Source organism: Acidovorax sp. LjRoot74 (assembly GCF_964254355.1).
Classification (GTDB): domain Bacteria; phylum Pseudomonadota; class Gammaproteobacteria; order Burkholderiales; family Burkholderiaceae_C; genus Acidovorax.
Genome location: NZ_CAXUTI020000001.1, coordinates 257,168 through 275,764, shown reverse-complemented (window position 1 = coordinate 275,764; position 18,597 = coordinate 257,168). Strand labels below are relative to the sequence as shown.

Here is an 18,597-nt window from a genome sequence, read left to right as displayed (position 1 = left end):
GGATAAGCACCAATAGCTACCAATTTCGTAGCAAACAACCAATTCCCCCACCCCATCTCCCACAGCGTGTTGAGGCCACGTTGCGGGTTTCCTTGCGCCTCAAAAAAACCACTGGAGACGACACCATGCGCTTGAAGATGAGAAGAAACCGGATGCGTGCCCACCAACCCCTGGCACTCTCGGCCGTCGCCGCCGCCTTGCTCATGGGCTGCGGCGGCTCGTCCGATGCCGCCCTGCCCCAGCTCTCCGCCGCCACACCGGCCACCCTGCAGTCGTGCGCCACGCTGGCCAGCAGCTTGGCGTTGCCCGACACACGCATCACCTCGGCCGAGCAGGTGCCCGCTGGCCCGCTGACGCTGCAGAACGTGACCACCCAGGCGCCCGCACACTGCCTCGTCAAAGGCAAGATGAAAGAGCGCACCGGCCCCGTGGACGGCGCCAGCTACGCCATCGGGTTTGAAATGCGCCTGCCCGTGGAATGGAACGGCCGCTTTCTGCACCAGGCCAACGGCGGGCTGGACGGCAGCGTGGTGCTTGCACTGGGCTCGGTGAGCGGCGCCGCCCCGGTAGCCCCCGGCCTGGTACAGGGCTTTGCCGTGCTCAGCTCTGACGCAGGCCACGGTGCCCCCACCCCGTTCTTTGGCGTAGACCCGCAGGCCCGGCTGGACTACGGCTACCAGGCCGTGGGCACCCTCACCCCCATGGCCAAGAACCTCATCAAGAGCGCCTACGGCAAGGCGCCCGACCGCTCGTACCTGGCCGGCTGCTCCAACGGTGGCCGCCACGCCATGGTGGGCGCATCGCGCTATGCCGACCAGTACGACGGCATCCTGGCGGGCAACCCCGGCTTCCACCTGCCCAAGGCCGCCACCACGCAGCTGTGGAAGGCGCAGCAATACGCCAAGGTCAGCACCACCACCGATTCGGCCGGCCAGCCCGACCTGACGTCAGCAGTGACACCCGCCGAGTTCAAGCTCATCAGCAGCAAGATCGTCGCCAAGTGCGACGCACTGGACGGCGCGACCGACGGCCAGGTCAACGACGTGGCCGCCTGCCAGGCCGCCTTCAACCTGCAGACCGACGTGCCCACCTGCACCGGCTCGCGCGACGGCTCGTGCATCACCAGCGAACAAAAGAGCGTGCTGGCCAGCGTATTTGCAGGCCCCAAGAACAGCAAGGGCGAAGCGCTGTACACCGGCACCTGGTTCGACCCCGGCATTGCAGGCGCCAACTTTGCGTCGTGGCACTTTGGCTCGCCCGCGACGCGTGACGCAGGTGCAGTGGCCTTCATCTTCACCTCGCCCCCATCCAGCGTGGCAGCGTTCACCGCCATCCCCGGCATGCAGTACGCGCTGAACTTCAGCATGGAAACGGACTACCCCAAGATGTTCGCCACCAACACCACGTACACAGAGTCGCCCTGGTCGTACATGACCCCGCCCAACGAAGCTGACCTGGGCACCCTGAAGAACCGGGGTGCCAAGATGATCGTCTTCCACGGCGTGGCCGACGGCGTGTTCTCGCCCTTGGACACCGCCAACTGGATGGACCGCCTGCAGGCCAACCACAGCGGCAAGGCCGATGCCTTTGCCCGCCTGTTCCTGGTGCCCGGCATGAACCACTGCTCCGGCGGCCCCGCCACCGACCAGTTCGACATGCTGGCCCCGCTGGTGGCATGGGTGGAACAGGGCAAGGCGCCTGACAGCGTGACCGCCAAGGCGCGCGGCGCAGGCGCCAACGTGGTGAATGCCGAGCTGCCCGCCAGCTGGTCTGCCAACCGCACCCGGCCGTTGTGTGTGTACCCCAAGGTGGCGCGGTACAACGGGACGGGGGATGTGGAGAGTGCGAGCAGTTTCAGCTGCAAGTGATCTGCGCTTGAAAAGCGGGAAGCCCGGCGCAAGCCGGGCTTCCCTTTTCTTTTTACGCCTTGGCGCGAGGCTTCATGCGAAAGCTGACACCCATGCGGTTGATGGCGTTCATGGTGGCAATCGTGAGCGTCAGGTCCACCAGGTTCTTCTCGCCAAAAACGGCCAGCGCGGCCGCATAGGCTTCATCGGAGGCATGGGTCTCGCTAACGCGCGTCACCTCCTCGGCCCAGGCCAGCGCGGCGCGCTCCTGCTCGGAGAACAGATACGCCGCCTCATGCCACACAGGGACCAGCACCACCTTCTCCACCGACATGCCTTCGGCCAGCAGGTCACGCGTTTGGATGTCAATGCAGTGCGCGCACCCATTGATCTGCGACACGCGCAGGAAGACCAGGTGCGTCAGCAAGCTGGGCAGGCCCGTGCCCTGGGTGACGAAGTGGTGCAGCGTCCCGATGGCCTTGGCCCCCTCGGGCGATACGTTGAACCAGACAGCGCGATTCATACAGCAGTTCCTTCACATTGAATGTTGGTCGGAGGGCGATGGCGACCTCCTGCTCACAAGACGGGTGATGTGAGGGCGATGTGACAGGTGGTGGAGAAATGGGTGCGGACGTCTCCGTGATCACCTGGGTGAAATAGGGCAAGGCACTCGACAGCGTGACCCCTAAGGCACGTGGCGCAGACGCCAACGTGCTCAACACCGAGCAGCCCGCCAGCTGGTCCGCCAACCACACCAGGCCGCTGTGCGTATACCCCAAGGTAGCGCGCAACAACGGCATGGGGGTGTGGAGAGCGCGAGCAGTTTCAGCTGCAAGTGATGACAGCACTGAGAGTACAAAGCCCGGCTGGTGTCGGGCTTTTCAGCGGTTGCGGTCATCTTGAGCAGGTTCCCGGGGGCAGGGTTTGGGTCAGGAAGCCGTCATTGATTGCGCTGTCGCTGTGTCAGCTGTGCGGATCGCTGTCGGTGCTTACCCCGCCATAGCGGCATCCGAGCGCGCGGCTCAACGTGCGAAACATCAACGGCGAGTGTGCTGCACTGACCGGTGTCCCAACTCCTCGCTCGCTTCACCAGTCAGCCCTAAGCGCATGATCTTTGATGAGGCGGTGGAAATGTAGGAACAGCCCACTGCGGGGTTGGATCAAGACGCAGAAGTGCAGCGGTCGTGTATTCGTTTGACTGCTTTCGGTGAATGGGGCATTTCCCCCAAACTGGGGGAACTTCACCGAAGTTTGGGCAGTTGTTGCGGACAAGAAAATTGCTAAGCAATTGATTAATAAGTTTTTTTTGTTGGCACGGCTTGTGCGTTAGCGATGGTGCTCCTCGGCGGCCAGCGGGGGGCAGTTCATCAACCTGGCCATCAGGAGCTATCCATGACTTCCATCCGTTCCATTCGCACTGTTTCCGTTGTCGCTGCAGCCTTTGCCCTGGCTGCGTTGGCACCCACCTTGGCACAGGCGCGCGAAGGCAGCAGCTCGCGCAGCGTTGGTCATGGCATCAAGTGCTACACGGCAGCAGTTCCGCAAGCCGATGGCACTGTGAAGTACACCCAGGTTTGCTACAAGGGCGTATGAGCCCAAGGCCAAGGCACCGACTGGTGCTGCTCCCGCATGGCGGGTTAAGCAGAGCGCTGGTCGTTGCCGGGTGCTTGGCAATGTCTGCCGCAGTGTGGCCTGCTTTTGCGCAGGAGTCTGAGGCGCCCCCTGCATTGCGATGGAGCGTGCAGACAGGGCTGGGACACGAGTCCCAATCCTCACCGCTTTTTCAGGTGACGCCTGAGAGTTCGGTGGTCTATCTTCCGGGCTTGCAGCGGCGTTCCGGCACACATGCCCTGGCACGCTTGGAGGCCCAAACCCACATGGCACTGCCCGAGGGGCAGAGCCTGTCTACCCGGCTTGAATGGATGGTCAAGCGCTCACCAGCATCGCCGGGTTTTGACATGGAAAGCTGGCAGGCGCAGCCTACCTGGCACTGGAGCGCGGCAGGCGCCGGCTGGGGCTTGGGGGCCACGCTGCAGCGCATCGCGGTGGGCGGCTCGCATTTCCGGGATGTGTCCGGAGTGCAGGCGAGTTGGGTGTTGCCGCAGGAGCATGGGTTCTGGACGGCAGTGGTGGATCTGGGCCGCTATCGGCACAAAGGCCCTCTGGCGGATCTGGACGCCAGCGCCCAGTCTCTCATGGTGATGCGCCGCTGGGACATTGGTGAGGAGGGGGCCCACTGGCTGGAGGGCGTCACACTGTCGGCCTTGGCAGGGCGTGAGCGCAATGCGCGGGGTTTTGACGAGCTGTCGTACCGGCAGATCTTGTTCAGCGCCGCAGTGGAGGGCAGCGGCTCAGGCTGGGACTGGACGCTCAGGCTCAGCGCGCTGCGAGCCCGCTTTGACGGCAGCGTGTTTGCTGGCGATTCGCTTCGCCGCGACCGATCCCACATGCTGGATGCAAGCGTGCAATGGCCACTGCCCGACAAGGCCGCCCTGCGCGTGGAGTGGAACCAGGCGTTGAATCGTTCTGGCATCCGGGTGTTCAACAACCACTACCGGCAGGTGTCTGTGTCGTGGGTTCGATCTTTCTGAAACGCTGGCGTATAGCGGTGCGCGTCAGCCACGCGCAGGGCGCAAGCCCTAACATGGTGGGCAGGCCATATTCAAAGGTGCCGCCCATGCCCTTGTTCCAAGCAGCCCTGCTCGGCGCAGAGCCCGCACTCAATCTCAAGCGCCGGTTTGCGGTGCGCAGCCTCGTCACCATCCTGGCGATTGCCCTGGGGCTGGGGTGGCTGCTGTCGCACATGCTCGCCCAGCGCATGTTGCAGCGCGAGGGAGAGGTCACCATGGAGTTCATCCAGAATCTTCTGGGCACGGACCAATCTGCACGCTTTCTGCGTGAGCCTGAGAACGCGGAACTCAAGCAGCGTTTTTTGACCTCCATGGAGCACATCAAGGGCATGCGTGAGCCGGTGCGCGCCAATGCCTACAGGGCTGACGGCACGGTGCTGTGGTCCACCGATCCTGCGCTGATCGGGCGGCGCTACCCGGTCAACGATGAGCTGGATGATGCCCTTCGTGGGGCGCTGGTCGTCCACTCGGGGCGCGTGTCGGATGAGCAGACCAGCAAGGCGGAGCACGAAGGGCTGGCGCGACTGACCAGCTACTTCGTGGAAAGCTACATCCCCGTGCGTGACCTTGCCAGCGGGGAGGTGATGGGAGTCATGGAGTTCTACAAGGTGCCTCTGCAGTTGAACGACACCATCCAGCAAGCCTTACTGCAGCTGTGGGCGGCGTGCGCCGCGTCTGCCGGGCTGCTGTTCATGGCTTTGTACTGGACAGTGGCCCGTGCGGACACGGTGCTGCGCGCCCAGCAGCGGCAACTGGCCGAGGCGCAAAGCCTGATGACCGCTGTGGATCTGGCTGGCGCCGTGGCGCACAACCTGCGCAACCCCCTGGCCACAGTGCGCGTGTCGGCAGAGATGTTGCAGCTGCAGGCGGACGGTGGGTCTGCCGCAGATGTGCCGGAGTATTGCTCTGACATCACTCAGGCCGTCGACCGTGCTGACCGCTGGATCACCGAACTGGTGCGTGTGTCCCAAGCCCAGCACCTGCAGCAGGAGCCAGTCTCCCTGCATACCGTGGCTTGCAGCTGCCTGGAAGAAATGGCCTCTGAAATGAAACGCTGCGGTGTGGCGTGGACCGCGCCTGCGGTGGATACCGTGCATGTACTGGCCCACCCCGCGATGCTGCGGCAGGTGGTACTCAGCCTGGTGGCCAACGCCCTGGAGGCCATGCCCGATGGCGGCTCGCTTCGCCTGGATATCCGTGACCAGGCGGGCCTGGGCATTTTGCATATTGCGGACACCGGTCATGGGGTCCAGCCCGCGCAGGCCGGGCAGGTGTTTCGCCCCTTTTTCAGTACCAAAAGCGGCGGGCTGGGGATTGGCCTTGCACTGGCGCGCCGCATGCTGGGCCAGTGGGGCGGGGCCATCCACCTGCATCCGGGTGCTGGTGGCAAAGGTACGTTGGTAGAACTTACACTGCCCTTGGCTCCGCACCATTGAAACGCCATGGCCAACATTCTCATCATTGAAGACGAAGCGGCTCTGGCCAAGAACATTGCGCGCTACTTTCAGGCCAAAGGCCACCAAGTGGATGTGGCAGGCACTGGCCGTGAGGGTGTCGCGCTGGCTGCGCGCACGGACCCTGATGTCGTCATCGTCGATTTTCAGTTGCCTGGCATGGACGGGGTGGAGGTGATTCGCACCATCCGCACCAGCGACCCGGATGTACGCCTGATCATGGTCACCGGCCACGCCAGTGTGAATGTGGCCGTGGATGCGATGAAGGCAGGCTCCATGGACCTGCTCACCAAGCCCGTCGCCTTGAGCACGCTGGATGCCGTGGTCGAGCGCGCGCTGGTGGAGCGCAGTGCCCGCAAGGCCTTGGCTTACTACCAGCGGCGCGAGGCCGATCATTCCACCCTTGATGCGATGGTGGGCCACTCCCCAGCCATGCAGGCACTCAAGTCGCTTTTGCGCACAATTGCCAGCAGCGAGCCGCAGGATGGCAGTGTTCCGCCACCGGTGCTGATCCAGGGCGAAACCGGTGTGGGAAAGGAACTGGTGGCACGAGCCTGCCACTACGCAGGCGCCCGCGCGGCAGGCCCGTTCGTAGAAGTGAACTGCGCCGCATTGCCGGCTGCTTTGATTGAAGGGGAGTTGTTTGGCCACGAAAAAGGTGCGTTCACCGACGCTCAAGCGCGCAAGCTGGGGTTGATCGAAGCCGCCGATGGAGGCACTCTGTTTCTTGACGAGATCGGAGAAATGGACCTTGGCCTGCAGGCCAAGTTGCTGCGCGTGCTGGAAAACATGCGGGTGCGCCGCCTCGGAGCCGTGGCTGAACGTCAGGTCAATGTACGTGTCGTGGCCGCCACCAACCGGCCACTGGATGCGATGGTGCAGGCGCAGCGTTTCCGTGGCGATCTACTCTACCGACTGCAAGTGTTCCATGTGCAGGTACCGCCTCTGCGGGACCGAGGCGATGACGTTCTGGAACTGGCCGAGCAGTTTGCAGCACAGTGTGCTGCGCGATACGGAAAGGTCGTTGCAGGCCTGGATCGCAGTGCCTGCGATGTCTTGCGAGCCCATCTTTGGCCAGGCAACGTACGTGAACTGCGCAATGTGATGGAGCGTGCCATATTGCTCCTGCAAGGCAACACAGTGTCCGCAGCAGACCTGCATTGGCTGAACGCTATGGCCGCCTCCCCCGCTCAAACTGCTCACTCACCAAACATCAACGAGTCGACGAACGCTACCCCACTCAATCCTGCGGCGTCGCGTCCCCTGGAAGCCGCTGAGCGCGACTTGCTGCTGCGCGCCCTACAGCAAGCGCACTGGAATGTCACTCGTGCTGCCCGACTGCTGAATATCACCCGAGACACTTTGCGTTATCGCATGGAGCGTCATGGCCTGCAGCGGCCGCTGAGTGGACTAAGCATGGACTAAGAGCGGCTAACAAAACTCAGCAAAGCGGTTCTGGCTAGGCGCTGCGTCGCAGGCAGTACTAACGGTACGACGAGACGCGGCAACGAAGCCAGAAGAGTTTTTAGCCGCTCTAAGTGGGGGCACTTTTGGCACATCCGTGCATGCGCTCAGAACCACACGATGGAGTTGGCGCCTTGATTTTCTAAAAACTCGCATCCTTGTTCTATAGGGTGCAGTGTTCAGTAGAGCCGCCTTGAGCGTGAGGACATTGCCCCGGAGTTTTAAAACGCTGTGGTTCCAAAATCACCAAGGACAGCGACAGACGCCAGCGGCCAGCCAATGACTTGACACCAAGTGTTAGATGCCACTGAACGTGACCAGTTTTGGGTTGTAGAGATACTTTTTCCGTCAAGCTGGTGGATTTCAATGGGCCGCACAGGGCTCCCTAACGGAACCACCGATAAGGCAGCATTGGTAGCAACGCACACCATCCCCGCCAATGCTCGACAAAGTGTCTTCATCGTTCAGAAAGGATTGCATGTACTGACTAGCGATTGTTCGCACTTCACCTCCAACAGAGTGCCCTAGATCGTCGTTGACTCGGTTGAATTCATCGAGATTCAGATACACCACAGCGAGTTCGCAGTCACCGGAGTCGCATTTTCTTGTGATTGCTCCAAACCCAGCCTGAAGCCGCCATTCCCAAGTACCTGCCTCGCCGTGCACCTCGCCACACATCCGAATAGATCAATTTACGCCATCGAGCCAGTCAACTCACAGTAGTGAGGTCCCGCTAAACAAAGACCTCGGCAGAGCTGAACTCCAGGGTGGGGTGATTCGCGCGCAGTTGGACTGATGCAGCCGAGACCGTCGCAAGAAATCAGGAACTACTCTGAAGCTTCCCGTACCCGTTCAGCCACACCTTGGCGCTTGCTGGCTTCTTCTTTCGCCTTCTTCCCTTGGTCGTAATGCCACTTGATGGCAAAGAACATGCCGGTGCCGAACACGGCCACCTTGAAGACAATGAAGACTATCGGGACCCAATCCATCTTGGAGATTTTCCTGGCTGTTGATGGGCACTCACTACCGCGCAGTGCACTGCCTCAAAACGCTGCGTCAGCAGCTCTATCGTGTTCAACCCATCGTCGAATCGCACATCGACAACACTGGGCAAATGATCTGAAAACTTGGTGTGATGCTATCGGGCCCGCTGTGCGGGTGTAAGCATCAGTTTTACCTAAATTTTCCGTAGCAGATGGAGATTACCGTGCAGGGCGGCTGCATGGAATGCGGAATTTTCATGCGGGTCGCAGTGAGCAGGCTATAGGTCACGCCGAGAGTGCACGGACGGATCACAGGTTGTACGCAACGCCGACCGGGCGCACACCAAAAAGGCCCGCATGAGGGAACCCCATGCAAGCCTTTGATTGGGTGGCAGTACTAATGCCGGATGCTCAGAACGGCAACCCCACGTAGTTCTCCGCCAGCGAGCCCAGCGCCTTCTCGGACGAGAACAGGTACGCCAGGTCCGTGTCCTGCAGCTTTTGGTCGTACGCCAGCGACTCAGGGAAGGTGTGCAGCATGGTCGTCATCCACCACGAGAAGCGCTGGGCCTTCCACACGCGGGCCAGGGCCTTTTCGGAGTATTTGTCGAGGCCGGTGCTGTCGCCATCCTTGTAGTGCGCGACCATGGCGTGGTACAGGTAGTAGATGTCGGATGCCGCGCTGTTCAGGCCCCGCGCTCCGGTGGGCGGCACGATGTGGGCGGCGTCGCCCGCCAGGAACAGGTTGCCGTAGCGCATGGGTTCGGCCACGAAGGAGCGCAGGGGGGCAATGGACTTTTCGATGGAGGGGCCGGTGATGAGTTGGGCGGCAACCTCGGCGGGCAGGCGGCGTTTCAGCTCGGCCCAGAAGGATTCGTCGGACCAGTCTTCCACGTTGTCCGTCAGCGGCACCTGGATGTAGTAGCGGCTCAGCACTTGCGAGCGCAGCGAGCACAGCGCAAAGCCGCGTTCGTGCTTGGCGTAGATCAGCTCGGGCGAGACTGGCTTGGTGCGCGAGAGCACGCCCAACCAGCCGAAGGGGTAGACCTTTTCATACTCCTTGAGCACGTCGCGCGGGATGGACTTGCGGCTCACGCCGTGGAAGCCGTCAGCGCCGATGACGAAGTCGCAGTCGATGCGCACCACCTCGTCGCCGTTGCGGTAGGTCACATACGGGTTGGCGCTTTTCAGGTCGTGCGGTTGCACGTCTTCGGCGTTGTGGATGACGACGCCCTTCATGCGGTCGCGCGCTTCGTACAGGTCGCGCGTCAGCTCGGTCTGGCCGTACACCACCACCGAGCTACCGCCGCTGTACTTGTGCAAATCGACCCGGTCCATCTGGCCGTCGTGGGCAATGATGAAGCCGTCGTGGATCTCGCCTTCCTTGTCCATGCGCTCGCCGCACTGGGCTTCGCGCATGAGTGCGGCAAAGCCGTGTTCCAGCACGCCGGCGCGGATGCGGCCCAGCACGTATTCGCGGCTTTGGCGCTCCAGCACGATGGTGTCGATGCCCTTGAGGTGCAAGAGCTGCGAGAGCATGAGGCCCGAGGGACCTCCGCCGATGATGCAAACCTGGGTTTTCATGGTGTCTCCTGGTGTGGTTAGTGCGTTCATGACATGGGTCAAACGGACCACCCAAAGATACGTGGCACAGTCGCCGCGTTGAATGGACGGATGGAGCCAGAACATGCACTTTTCGAACATCGACGGTATCCGCTCGTACAGCCTGTTTGGCGAGTCGCAGCACCTGCCCGATGTGCTGCACTGCGAGACGATTGCCGAGCGGTCGGCGCTGCACGACTGGGAGCTGGCCCCGCACCGGCACACGCGGCTGCACCAGGTGCTGCTGATCACCTCGGGTGGGGGCGTGGCGCACCTGGACGGCGAGCGGGTCCCGCTGTTTGCGGGTGCGCTCATCAACGTGCCGCAGGGGCATGTGCATGCATTCCGCTTCACGCAGCACACGCAGGGCTGGGTGGCCACGCTGGCGGATGAATTGATGGACGAGATTTTTGTGCGCGTGGGCGATGTGCGGCGCGACCTGGCGCGGCCCGCCGTGGCGCCCGCGCCGCCACAGCTGCACCAGGCCATGGGTCAGGTCTGGAAGGAGTTCTCGGGCCGCGCCAAGGCGCGTGCGCTGGTGCTGCGGGGCCTGAGCGCCACGCTGCTGGGCTGGGTGGCGCGTGCGATGGAAGACCACAGCCCGGGCGATGCGGCAGCGCCAGAGTCCAGCCTGGTGCAGCGGCTGGAGGCGCTGATCGAGGCGCATTTTCTGGAGCACTGGCAGGTGGCCGACTACGCGCGGGCGCTGGCCGTTTCGCCCACGCACCTGAGCCGTGTGGCGCGGGCTGCCACGGGTGTGTCGGCCCAGCGGCTGATCGAGGCGCGGCTGATGCGCGAGGCGCGGCGCAACCTGGCCTACACCCACCTGGGCGTGGCCACCATTGCCTACACGCTGGGCTATGCCGACCCGGCGTACTTCACCCGCGCCTTCACGCGCGATGCGGGGCTGTCGCCGCGTGCGTTTCGGGCGCAGGTGGCGGCATCGGCGCCCGCACAGGCAATGTGATGACGCGTGACAGGCTGCTGACACGCCGCTGTCAGCAGCCCCCGCTCACCATCGGGGCTTCTTTCTTTCCATCACCCATTGAACGACAAGGAGCCTTTCATGAAAAACGCCATCGCCTGGTTTGAGATCCCCACCACCCAGCTGGACCGCGCCCAGGCCTTTTACGAAGCCGTGCTGGGCCAGCCCATGCGCCGCGAGAACATGGGCCCGAGCGAAGGCGCCGTGTTTGCCTACGACCCCGAGGCAGATGGCGCGGGCGGCGCGCTGATGATGGGCCCCACGGCGCCCCAGGTGTCGGGCAACGGCACGCTGGTGTACCTGGACGCATCGCCCTCGCTCGACGCAGCGCTGGAGCGCGCGGTGGCCCAAGGCGGCCGCGTGGCCCTGCCGCGCCAAGCGCTGCCGCCGGGCATGGGGTTCTTTGCGCACATCCATGACCTGGATGGCAACCGTGTCGGGCTGCATGCGCCCGATTGATCCCTCTCTCATCGCGAAAGGAGACTCCCCATGGAAGCACAGGAACTGCACCGAGGCCGGCTGATCGACCACATTCAGCTCGTGGTGCGCGACCTCGCCGCCAGTCGGACGTTCTATTCGGCGGTGTTCGACGCACTGAACGTGCCCATGGGCGGCACGGCCGAGGACTACTTCTGGGCGGATGAGCTGTTCATCTCCACCGCCGACAGCGTGGCCGCACAGGGGCACCTCACCGGCCGCACGCACTTGGCCTTTCAGGCGCAGGACCGGGCGATGGTGGATGCGTTCTACCGCGCCGCGCTGGCCCACGGCGGCAAGGACAACGGCGCACCGGGCGAGCGGCCGTACCACCCCGGCTACTACGCGGCGTTTGTGCTGGACCCGGATGGCAACAACATCGAGGCCGTGTTCCATGGCGACGCGCAGCGCAGTGCGGCGTCGGTGAAGATCACGTTCTGAACGTGTGGGTCAGCCCGCCTCAGGACGGGCCAGTCCACGCAGCGGGATGGGCGTGGAGAACACGATGGATGTGCGCGTTTCGCCATAGCCATTGATGTCGCCCAGAAACCGCTCCAGATCGGGCAGGTCGCGCGCCACGACCTGCATCACATACGAGTCGTTGCCGCTGACATGGTGGCACTCAAGCACCTGGGGCGACTGGCGCAGCTTGTCGATCAGCGCCTTCTTGCCAGGCTGCGGCACGTTGATGCCCACCACGGCGCGCACACCGTAGCCGACCTTGGCGGGGTCGATGTCGGCATGCACGCCGCGCACCACGCCCGCCTCTTGCAGGCGGCGCAGGCGCTCGAGCGTGGCGGGCACCGACAGGCCCACGGCCTCGGCCAGTTCCTTGAGCGAGGCGCGGCCATCGGCCTGCAGCGCGCTGATCAGGCGCCAGGCTTTGTCATCGACTTCCATACAAGCCTTTATCGATTGGCACAGAAAAAAACGAAACCCAATGCGGGATTCGCCGAATTTTCTGCATTCTCTACCGCCAGACGCCGCCCTAGCATCGGTGCATGGACTTCACCGCACTCACCGTGTTTCTGCAAGCCGCCGTCATCGGCGTGCTCATCGCGGCCCCTGTGGGCCCCATCGGCCTGCTGACCATGCAACGCACCCTGGAGCGGGGCCTGGCCGCCGGGCTGGCCACCGGCCTGGGCGCCGCTGCGGCCGATGCGGTGTATGGCGCCGTGGGCGCTTTCAGCGTGCGCTGGCTCATTGACGGACTGACCCAGGCCAAGACGCCGCTGGCGCTGGGCGGCGGCGCACTGTTGCTGGTGCTGGCCTGGCGCACCTGGCACGCGCCCGTGGCCCACACCGTCGCCCCGGCGCGCGATGCGCGGGGCCTGCTGGGCCTGGCGGCGGGCACGTTTGCGCTGACGCTGGCCAACCCGGCCACCATCGTGTCGTTCATTGCGGTGTTTGGCTCGCTGGGCGGCGGCCGGCCCAGCCTGCCGTCGCCGCTGTGGATGGTGGCGGGCGTGCTGGTGGGCTCTGCCGCCTGGTGGCTGCTGCTGACCAGCGCGATTGCCTACCAGCGGCAGCGCTTTACGCCCGCGTGGCGCCAGCGCATCAACCGGGCGTCGGCATTGCTGCTGGGCGGGTTTGCGCTGTGGCAGTGGGGGCAGCTGGTCTGATACCGGTCAGCGGACCAACAGTCCTTTCGCGCTGCGCTGGTCGGACGGCCGCGCGAGGCTTCGACAAGCTCAGCCCGAACGGTCCAGATAGAAGACGCACCAATCCGTTGGAGGGGCTGCGCGACCCACAAGGCAATGCTGCAAAGGTACTGACACTGCGGTGTCAGCAGCGCATCCGCACCATCAGGGCTTCATTTCCCCGGGGCTTTTTTCATGACCGATGCCGTGCTGCAAACCACCCTTTGGCCGGATGCCAAGCCTGTGCGTATGTCCGAGCCAGCGGCAACCGCTGCCACCATGGCGCGCCGCAACTGGATCGCCGTGGCCTGCGCCCAGCACGCCCGCCGGGGCTGCGCCACGCCGGGCGCGGGCTATATGCAGGTGTGCCATGGCAAGGTGGCGCCGCTGCAGCGCATACGCCCCGGCGACCGCGTGGCGTACTACGCGCCCACCATCACGATGGGTGGCAAGGACCGGCTGCAGGCGTTTGTCTCCATCGGCATCGTGCAGCCCGGCGCACCGTATGCGTTTGACATGGGCGGCGGGTTTGTGCCGTCGCGGCGGGACGTAGCCTATGTGCCCGCACGCGAGGCAGCGATTGCGCCGCTGCTGGACGACTTCGAGTTTGTGGACGACCGCCAGCGCTGGGGCGGCAAGTTCCGCTTTGGGCTGTTTGCCATCAGCGACCACGACATGCGCCTGATTGCGCAGGCGATGGGGGCGGATGCCGCTTTGCTGCATTGGGCATAGCGGCACGCCAATGCGCAGTGCCAGCGGCCGCAACCACCGGAAGACCTTCAGGGGCCGCCGCGTGGGGCAAACAGCTGCCAGCGCAGCACCTTGTCAACACACGGCCATCAGCGCATCCACAACTCTTCGTTGCGCCGCTGTCAGGGCGGCATAGCCTTCGCGCATCATGCGCAGCACGATCTCGTGGATTTCCAGTTCACCAGCGGGCATGGTCTTCTCCTTGAGCGACAGTGGGCGGCCGCCGCACGGGCTGGCCGGTGACTTGGGCGTCTGCCACCCCGAAAAAAGAGGCAGGCGCCCGGGCCTGCCCCTCCATGGACCAAGCCCCATGCCACTGTGCCCACGCAGCGCAGGGTTAATGGTGTGATGTGAGGGGGAATGGCGGCGCTGTTTGGTGTGGGTGCCGCGCGGGGAGCACATTTGCAGCCCTTGGCCGTGGCATCGCGTTGGCACCATTTGCTCCTGTTTTCATAGCTATTCGCGCTTACCCATCAGGCGCAAACGGCCTAAAAACCTACAAATCACGGATGTGCAGGCCCCGCCCGCACACGGGCCAGCGCCTCCGGCACATCGCGCCACGCCGGGCGGCCCGGTGCGTAGCGCTGGCGCATGTAGCCCGCTAGCTCGGTGATTTGTGCATCGCTGAGCGCGTGGCCGAAGCCGGGCATGAAGCCGATGTCCCGCGCGGCGGGCTCGCGGATGCCGTGCACGATGACCTGCAGCAGGTTGTCGGGCCGGTCGCTGTGCAGGTTGCTGTTGAGCGCCAGGGGCACGTTCACGCCCAGCAGGCGCGGGCCGTCGCCGTCGTGGTGGCAGGCGGCGCAGGCGCCGTCAAACAGGCGCTGGGTCTGGCCGGGCTGCGGCGCGAGTGCTGCGGCCTGGGCCACGGCGGTTTGTGCGCGCTGCTGCGGGTCAGACACAGGCTCTGTGGCTGGCTGGGTAGCAGCGTCTGTCGCGGTGAACGAGGCCAGGTAGCTGGCCATGGCGCGGATGTCTTCGTCAGGCAAGTGGGCCAGCTCGCGCACCACGGGCGCCATGGGGCCGGAGGCGCTGCCGTGCTGCGGGCTGTGGCCGTGGCGCAGGTAGCCATACAGCGCATCGGCCGTCCACGGCACGGGCGCTTTCGACAGGCCGGTGAGCGCAGGCGCCTCCCAGCCATCAATCATGGCGCCGGACAGAAACGCAGCGCCACCCAACTCGGCCCCCAGCGCATTGCGCGGCGTGTGGCAGGCGCCGCAGTGGCCCACGCCCTGCACCAGGTAGGCGCCCCGGTTCCATTCGGGCGGGCGATTCGGGTCCGGCTTGAACGACGTGGCGTCGTGGAACAGCGCGTTCCAGCCCGCCATGAGCGGGCGCACGCTGAAGGGGAAGGTCAACTGGGTCTTCGGCACCTCGGCCCCCACGGCGGGCTGCGCCATCAGGTAGGCGTACAGCGCCGTGAGGTCGTCGTCGCTCATCTTGGCGAACGATGTGTAGGGGAAGGCGGGGTACAGGTGCCTGCCGTCCCGCGAGATGCCTTCGCGCATGGCGCGCTGGAAGGCGCTGAAGGACCACTGGCCGATGCCGGTCTCGGCGTCGGGTGTGAGGTTGGTGGTGTAGACCTTGCCAAAGGGCGTTTCCATGGCGCGGCCGCCCGTGTTGGGCGTGCCGCCGGGGGCGGTGTGGCACACCGCGCAGTCGCCCGCAGCGGCCAGCAGGCGGCCCCGCTCGATGGTGGCGGCGTTGTAGACCGACGCGCCCGCCGTCTGCACCACGGGCGCGATGGAGGGGCGCCAGCCCAGCAGCGCGGCGCCCATGGCGATGCCACCAGCGACCAGGGCCAGCGCGCGGGCCCAGGGACTGCGTTTTGCGGGCCATGTGGCGCCGGCGGGCACGGTGGGTGCGGGGAGTTCTAGCGTGGGCAAAACCTCGGCCTGCTCGGCGGGTGGGGGACTGCCTGCTGCGGCCTCGCCTGCGCCACCGGGCAGGGGGTTGAGCCCAGCGCGCACCACCTCGGGCGTGAACGGAGGCGCGCGGAAGCGCACGCCGGTCGCATCAAAAATCGCGTTGGCAATGGCCGCCGTGCCCGGCACGGACGAAGACTCGCCGGAGCCCAGCGGCGCCTCGTCCTGCCGGGGCATGTGCATGACCTCGATGACAGGCACTTCGCGGAAGCTCAGGATGGGGTAGCTGCCCCATTCACGGTTGTCCACGGCCTGCTTGACGGGCTCGAACGTCACCTGCTCCTTGAGCGCGCGGCTGGTGGTCTGCAGCACGTTGCCGTGCACCTGCTGCTCCACGCCTGCTGGGTTCACCATCAGGCCCGCGTCGTGCCCCACGACCACGCGGCGCACATGCACCTCGCCGGTCTTCTTGTTGACCTCCACATCGGCCACCCAGGCCGCCCAGGCGGCGCCAAAGCCGGGCCATTTGCTGTGGATGTAGCGGGCGTAGGCAAAGCCCTGGCCTTGCACCCAGTCACCCTCCAGCGGTCGCTGCTGCGGGCCGGTGCGGCGAATCCAGCCCGCCTTTTCGGCCGTGGCCTGCACCAGCTCGGCGGCGCGCGGGTCGTTCAGCAGTTGCAGGCGAAATTGCACCGGGTCCACACCCGCCGCCGTGGCCAGTTCGTCCACATACGACTCGTGCGCAAACGAGTTGGGCAGCGCTGACACGCCGCGCAGCCACGATGCACGCACGATGGGCGGCATGTCGTTGACGGCCACGCGCAGATTGTCGTACTGGTAAGGCGGGCGCGCGGTGCGGTCGCCCATCTCGTAGGCCTGGGCCACGGGCTCGATGGTGCGGGTGAGCAGCAGGGCCAGCGTGGGCGCGCCGTTGGAGGGGTAGGACGTTTCAAAGTCGTACGCCGCCACGGTGCCATCGGCCTTGAGCCCGCCGCGCACCTGCATGAGCTGCGCCGTGCCCTTGGGCTCCCACAAATGTTCTTGCTCGCGGGTGAGCTGCACGCGCACCGGGGCACCCACGGCGCGCGAGAGCAGTGCGGCATCGGCCGCCACGTCATCGGCACCGTTGCGGCCGTAGCAGCCTGCGGCCTCCATGCGGATGAGGTCGATGTCCACATCGGGCAGGCCCATCAGGCGGGCCAGGTCGGCGCGCAGCACGTGCGGGTTCTGCGTGCCCGCCCAAACGGTCATGCGCGGTCGGCCCGTGCTGTCATCACTGCGCCATTCGGCCACCGCGCAGGACGGGCCGATGGAGCCATGCATCTGGTACGGCCACACATAGGTGCGCGGCATGGGCTGGCCGTCGGCAGACAACGCGGCCAGGGCGCCCTCCACATCGCCTTCATCGACCAGGCGGCGCTGCGTGGCGGGATTGGCGCGGATGGCTTGTTCCAGCGCCTCGGCGCTGTCCTGGCGCGGGAAGCCGGGCCAGTCCTTCCAGCGTACTGTCAGCTCGCGCAGGGCCTGCTCGGCCTGTTCCTCGCGCTCGGCGACGATGCCCACAAAGTCGCGGATCACCACCACGGCGCGGACGCCGGGGATGTGGGCGATGGACTGCTGGTTCACCGATTCCAGCGTGTTGCCGATGAAGTCGCCATGGTCTGCCCCCGCATACGGCGGGCGCGCCACGCGGCCGTGCAGCATGCCGGGCACGCGCATGTCGTGCACAAACACCAGCTCGCCGCTGGCCTTGGCGGGGATGTCCACGCGTGGCACGGACTGGCCGACCACGGTGTAGTCGGCAGCGGCCTTGGTGGCCGTGGCATCGGCCAGCTCCAGCGTGGTGTGTGCGCCCGCCAGCAGCGCGCCGTAGGCCACGTGGCGCGACGGGTCTGAGGCGACCTGCACCATACCGGCACGCACCTGCAATTGATCCACCGGCACACCCAGTCGCTCTGCGGCCTGTGCCACCAGCCAGTGGCGCGCCTGTGCGGCGGCGATGCGCAGGGGCTTGGCGTGGATCTGGATGGATGCACTCGCGATGGTGGCGCCCTGGTTGGGCGCGCGGGTGGTGTCGCCCAGCACCATGTTCACCCGGGCCAGCGGCACGTCGAGTTCTTCGGCCACGATCTGCGCGAGTGCGGTGCGGATGCCGGTGCCCAGGTCCACGTGGCCGTTGAGTGCGGTCACACTGCCGTCGTCCCACACGGCGATCAGTATCTCTACGCCCTCGGCCGGGTTGCCCGCCACCAGCGCGGGCTGGCCCTTGACGGGTGGCGGTGCAGGCGGTGGGTTGCGCACCACCAGCAGCACGCCATGGGCGGCATGGAAGTCGGCGCGGGTGAGCGGGCTGTGGGCGCGCAGGGGTGCAGCGTTGTCAGGTGTGGCGCTCATGCCTGGGCCTCGCGCATCAGCTGTGCCGCGCGCAGCACGGCGCGGATGATTTCGACATGTGTGCCGCAGCGGCACAGGTTGCCCGACAGCTCGCGGCGCACGGCTGCTTCGTCGGGGTCAGGGTTGCGCTCCAGCAGGGCCACGGCCATCATCACCATGCCGTTGAGGCAATAGCCGCATTGCGCGGCTTGTTCATCCACAAAGGCTTGCTGCACCGGGTGAAGCCGCTCGGTGCGGCTGCAACGCCGGGGCAACCCCTCCAGCGTGGTCACCTCGCGGCCTGCCACGCCCTGCGCCGGGATCACGCAGGCCCGCGCGGCAACGCCGTCCACCAGCACCGTGCAGGCGCCGCACTGCCCCAGGCCACAGCCGTATTTGGGACCGTTGAGGGCCAAGTCATTGCGCAGCACGTGCAGCAGCGTGGCGCTGGCCAAGGTGCTCTGCGGCAGGGCCAACGGCTGGCCATTGACGACAACCGGGGAGAGTGAAGCGGGCGCGTGCATGTC

17 protein-coding genes are annotated in these 18,597 nt (G+C 65.4%); 10 read left to right on the top strand and 7 right to left on the bottom strand.

Translation table 11 applies throughout. The annotated features are described in order from the left end of the window. Positions 1-152 precede the first annotated feature (152 nt). Positions 153-1,868: a tannase/feruloyl esterase family alpha/beta hydrolase gene (locus ACSQ3O_RS01275; protein ID WP_436137590.1), complete on the top strand. Its 1,716-nt coding sequence runs from the start codon at positions 153-155 to the stop codon at positions 1,866-1,868. A 52-nt stretch (positions 1,869-1,920) separates the two neighbouring features. Here ACSQ3O_RS01275 and ACSQ3O_RS01270 read toward each other — a convergent pair whose 3' ends face one another. Beyond that, on the bottom strand, positions 1,921-2,370 hold the full coding sequence (locus tag ACSQ3O_RS01270) for a carboxymuconolactone decarboxylase family protein (RefSeq protein WP_436137589.1): 450 nt from the start codon (positions 2,368-2,370) through the stop codon (positions 1,921-1,923). A gap of 869 nt (positions 2,371-3,239) precedes the next feature. Between ACSQ3O_RS01270 and ACSQ3O_RS01265 the strand changes: the two genes are divergently transcribed. The 4 genes from ACSQ3O_RS01265 (at position 3,240) to ACSQ3O_RS01250 (ending at position 7,356) form a co-directional block, all read left to right on the top strand. After that, positions 3,240-3,440 carry a hypothetical protein gene (locus ACSQ3O_RS01265; protein WP_436137588.1) on the top strand — a complete coding sequence of 67 codons (201 nt, stop codon included), beginning with the start codon at positions 3,240-3,242 and terminating at the stop codon, positions 3,438-3,440. A 284-nt stretch (positions 3,441-3,724) separates the two neighbouring features. Then, positions 3,725-4,438, top strand: a complete 714-nt coding sequence (locus ACSQ3O_RS01260) for a hypothetical protein (protein WP_436137587.1) — start codon at positions 3,725-3,727, stop codon at positions 4,436-4,438. A gap of 86 nt (positions 4,439-4,524) precedes the next feature. Then, the gene (locus ACSQ3O_RS01255; RefSeq protein WP_436137586.1) at positions 4,525-5,913 is read left to right on the top strand and encodes a sensor histidine kinase; all 1,389 of its coding nucleotides are present in this window, start codon (positions 4,525-4,527) and stop codon (positions 5,911-5,913) included. 6 nt (positions 5,914-5,919) lie between these two features. After that, entirely contained in the window at positions 5,920-7,356 is a 1,437-nt protein-coding gene (locus ACSQ3O_RS01250; RefSeq protein ID WP_436137585.1) for a sigma-54-dependent transcriptional regulator, read from the top strand. Positions 7,357-7,758: 402 nt separating this feature from the next. On the opposite strand, the gene ACSQ3O_RS01245 is transcribed toward ACSQ3O_RS01250, so the two are convergent. The 3 genes from ACSQ3O_RS01245 to pobA all read right to left on the bottom strand — a co-directional run bounded on the left by ACSQ3O_RS01245 (position 7,759) and on the right by pobA (position 9,962). Continuing rightward, the gene (locus tag ACSQ3O_RS01245; protein ID WP_436137584.1) at positions 7,759-8,073 is read right to left on the bottom strand and encodes a diguanylate cyclase domain-containing protein; all 315 of its coding nucleotides are present in this window, start codon (positions 8,071-8,073) and stop codon (positions 7,759-7,761) included. A 149-nt stretch (positions 8,074-8,222) separates the two neighbouring features. Further along, complete coding sequence (locus ACSQ3O_RS01240; protein ID WP_436137583.1) at positions 8,223-8,384, bottom strand: hypothetical protein; 162 nt, start codon at positions 8,382-8,384, stop codon at positions 8,223-8,225. Between the two features lie 405 nt (positions 8,385-8,789). After that, entirely contained in the window at positions 8,790-9,962 is a 1,173-nt protein-coding gene (gene pobA / locus ACSQ3O_RS01235; RefSeq protein WP_436137582.1) for a 4-hydroxybenzoate 3-monooxygenase, read from the bottom strand. A 103-nt stretch (positions 9,963-10,065) separates the two neighbouring features. On the opposite strand from pobA, the gene ACSQ3O_RS01230 reads away from it, so the two are divergent. The 3 genes from ACSQ3O_RS01230 (at position 10,066) to ACSQ3O_RS01220 (ending at position 11,883) form a co-directional block, all read left to right on the top strand. Beyond that, positions 10,066-10,947 carry a helix-turn-helix domain-containing protein gene (locus tag ACSQ3O_RS01230; RefSeq protein WP_436137581.1) on the top strand — a complete coding sequence of 294 codons (882 nt, stop codon included), beginning with the start codon at positions 10,066-10,068 and terminating at the stop codon, positions 10,945-10,947. 99 nt (positions 10,948-11,046) lie between these two features. Further along, the gene (locus ACSQ3O_RS01225; protein ID WP_056742240.1) at positions 11,047-11,424 is read left to right on the top strand and encodes a VOC family protein; all 378 of its coding nucleotides are present in this window, start codon (positions 11,047-11,049) and stop codon (positions 11,422-11,424) included. 30 nt (positions 11,425-11,454) lie between these two features. Then, positions 11,455-11,883 carry a VOC family protein gene (locus ACSQ3O_RS01220; RefSeq protein ID WP_436137580.1) on the top strand — a complete coding sequence of 143 codons (429 nt, stop codon included), beginning with the start codon at positions 11,455-11,457 and terminating at the stop codon, positions 11,881-11,883. Between the two features lie 9 nt (positions 11,884-11,892). On the opposite strand, the gene ACSQ3O_RS01215 is transcribed toward ACSQ3O_RS01220, so the two are convergent. After that, a complete protein-coding gene (locus ACSQ3O_RS01215; protein ID WP_015012065.1) occupies positions 11,893-12,342 on the bottom strand; it encodes an Lrp/AsnC family transcriptional regulator in 450 nt (149 codons plus the stop codon). Positions 12,343-12,443: 101 nt separating this feature from the next. On the opposite strand from ACSQ3O_RS01215, the gene ACSQ3O_RS01210 reads away from it, so the two are divergent. Both ACSQ3O_RS01210 and ACSQ3O_RS01205 read left to right on the top strand, forming a co-directional pair. After that, positions 12,444-13,064 (top strand): LysE family translocator, encoded by a 621-nt coding sequence (locus ACSQ3O_RS01210; RefSeq protein ID WP_436137579.1) that lies wholly within the window; start codon positions 12,444-12,446, stop codon positions 13,062-13,064. A gap of 297 nt (positions 13,065-13,361) precedes the next feature. Then, positions 13,362-13,814: an EVE domain-containing protein gene (locus tag ACSQ3O_RS01205; RefSeq protein WP_436141055.1), complete on the top strand. Its 453-nt coding sequence runs from the start codon at positions 13,362-13,364 to the stop codon at positions 13,812-13,814. A 521-nt stretch (positions 13,815-14,335) separates the two neighbouring features. On the opposite strand, the gene ACSQ3O_RS01200 is transcribed toward ACSQ3O_RS01205, so the two are convergent. Together ACSQ3O_RS01200 and ACSQ3O_RS01195 are read right to left on the bottom strand one after the other, a co-directional pair. Beyond that, positions 14,336-18,091, bottom strand: a complete 3,756-nt coding sequence (locus tag ACSQ3O_RS01200; protein ID WP_436137578.1) for a molybdopterin cofactor-binding domain-containing protein — start codon at positions 18,089-18,091, stop codon at positions 14,336-14,338. Next, positions 18,088-18,594, bottom strand: a complete 507-nt coding sequence (locus tag ACSQ3O_RS01195; RefSeq protein ID WP_436137577.1) for a (2Fe-2S)-binding protein — start codon at positions 18,592-18,594, stop codon at positions 18,088-18,090. The genes ACSQ3O_RS01200 and ACSQ3O_RS01195 overlap by 4 nt, the downstream gene beginning before the upstream one ends. Positions 18,595-18,597 lie beyond the last annotated feature (3 nt).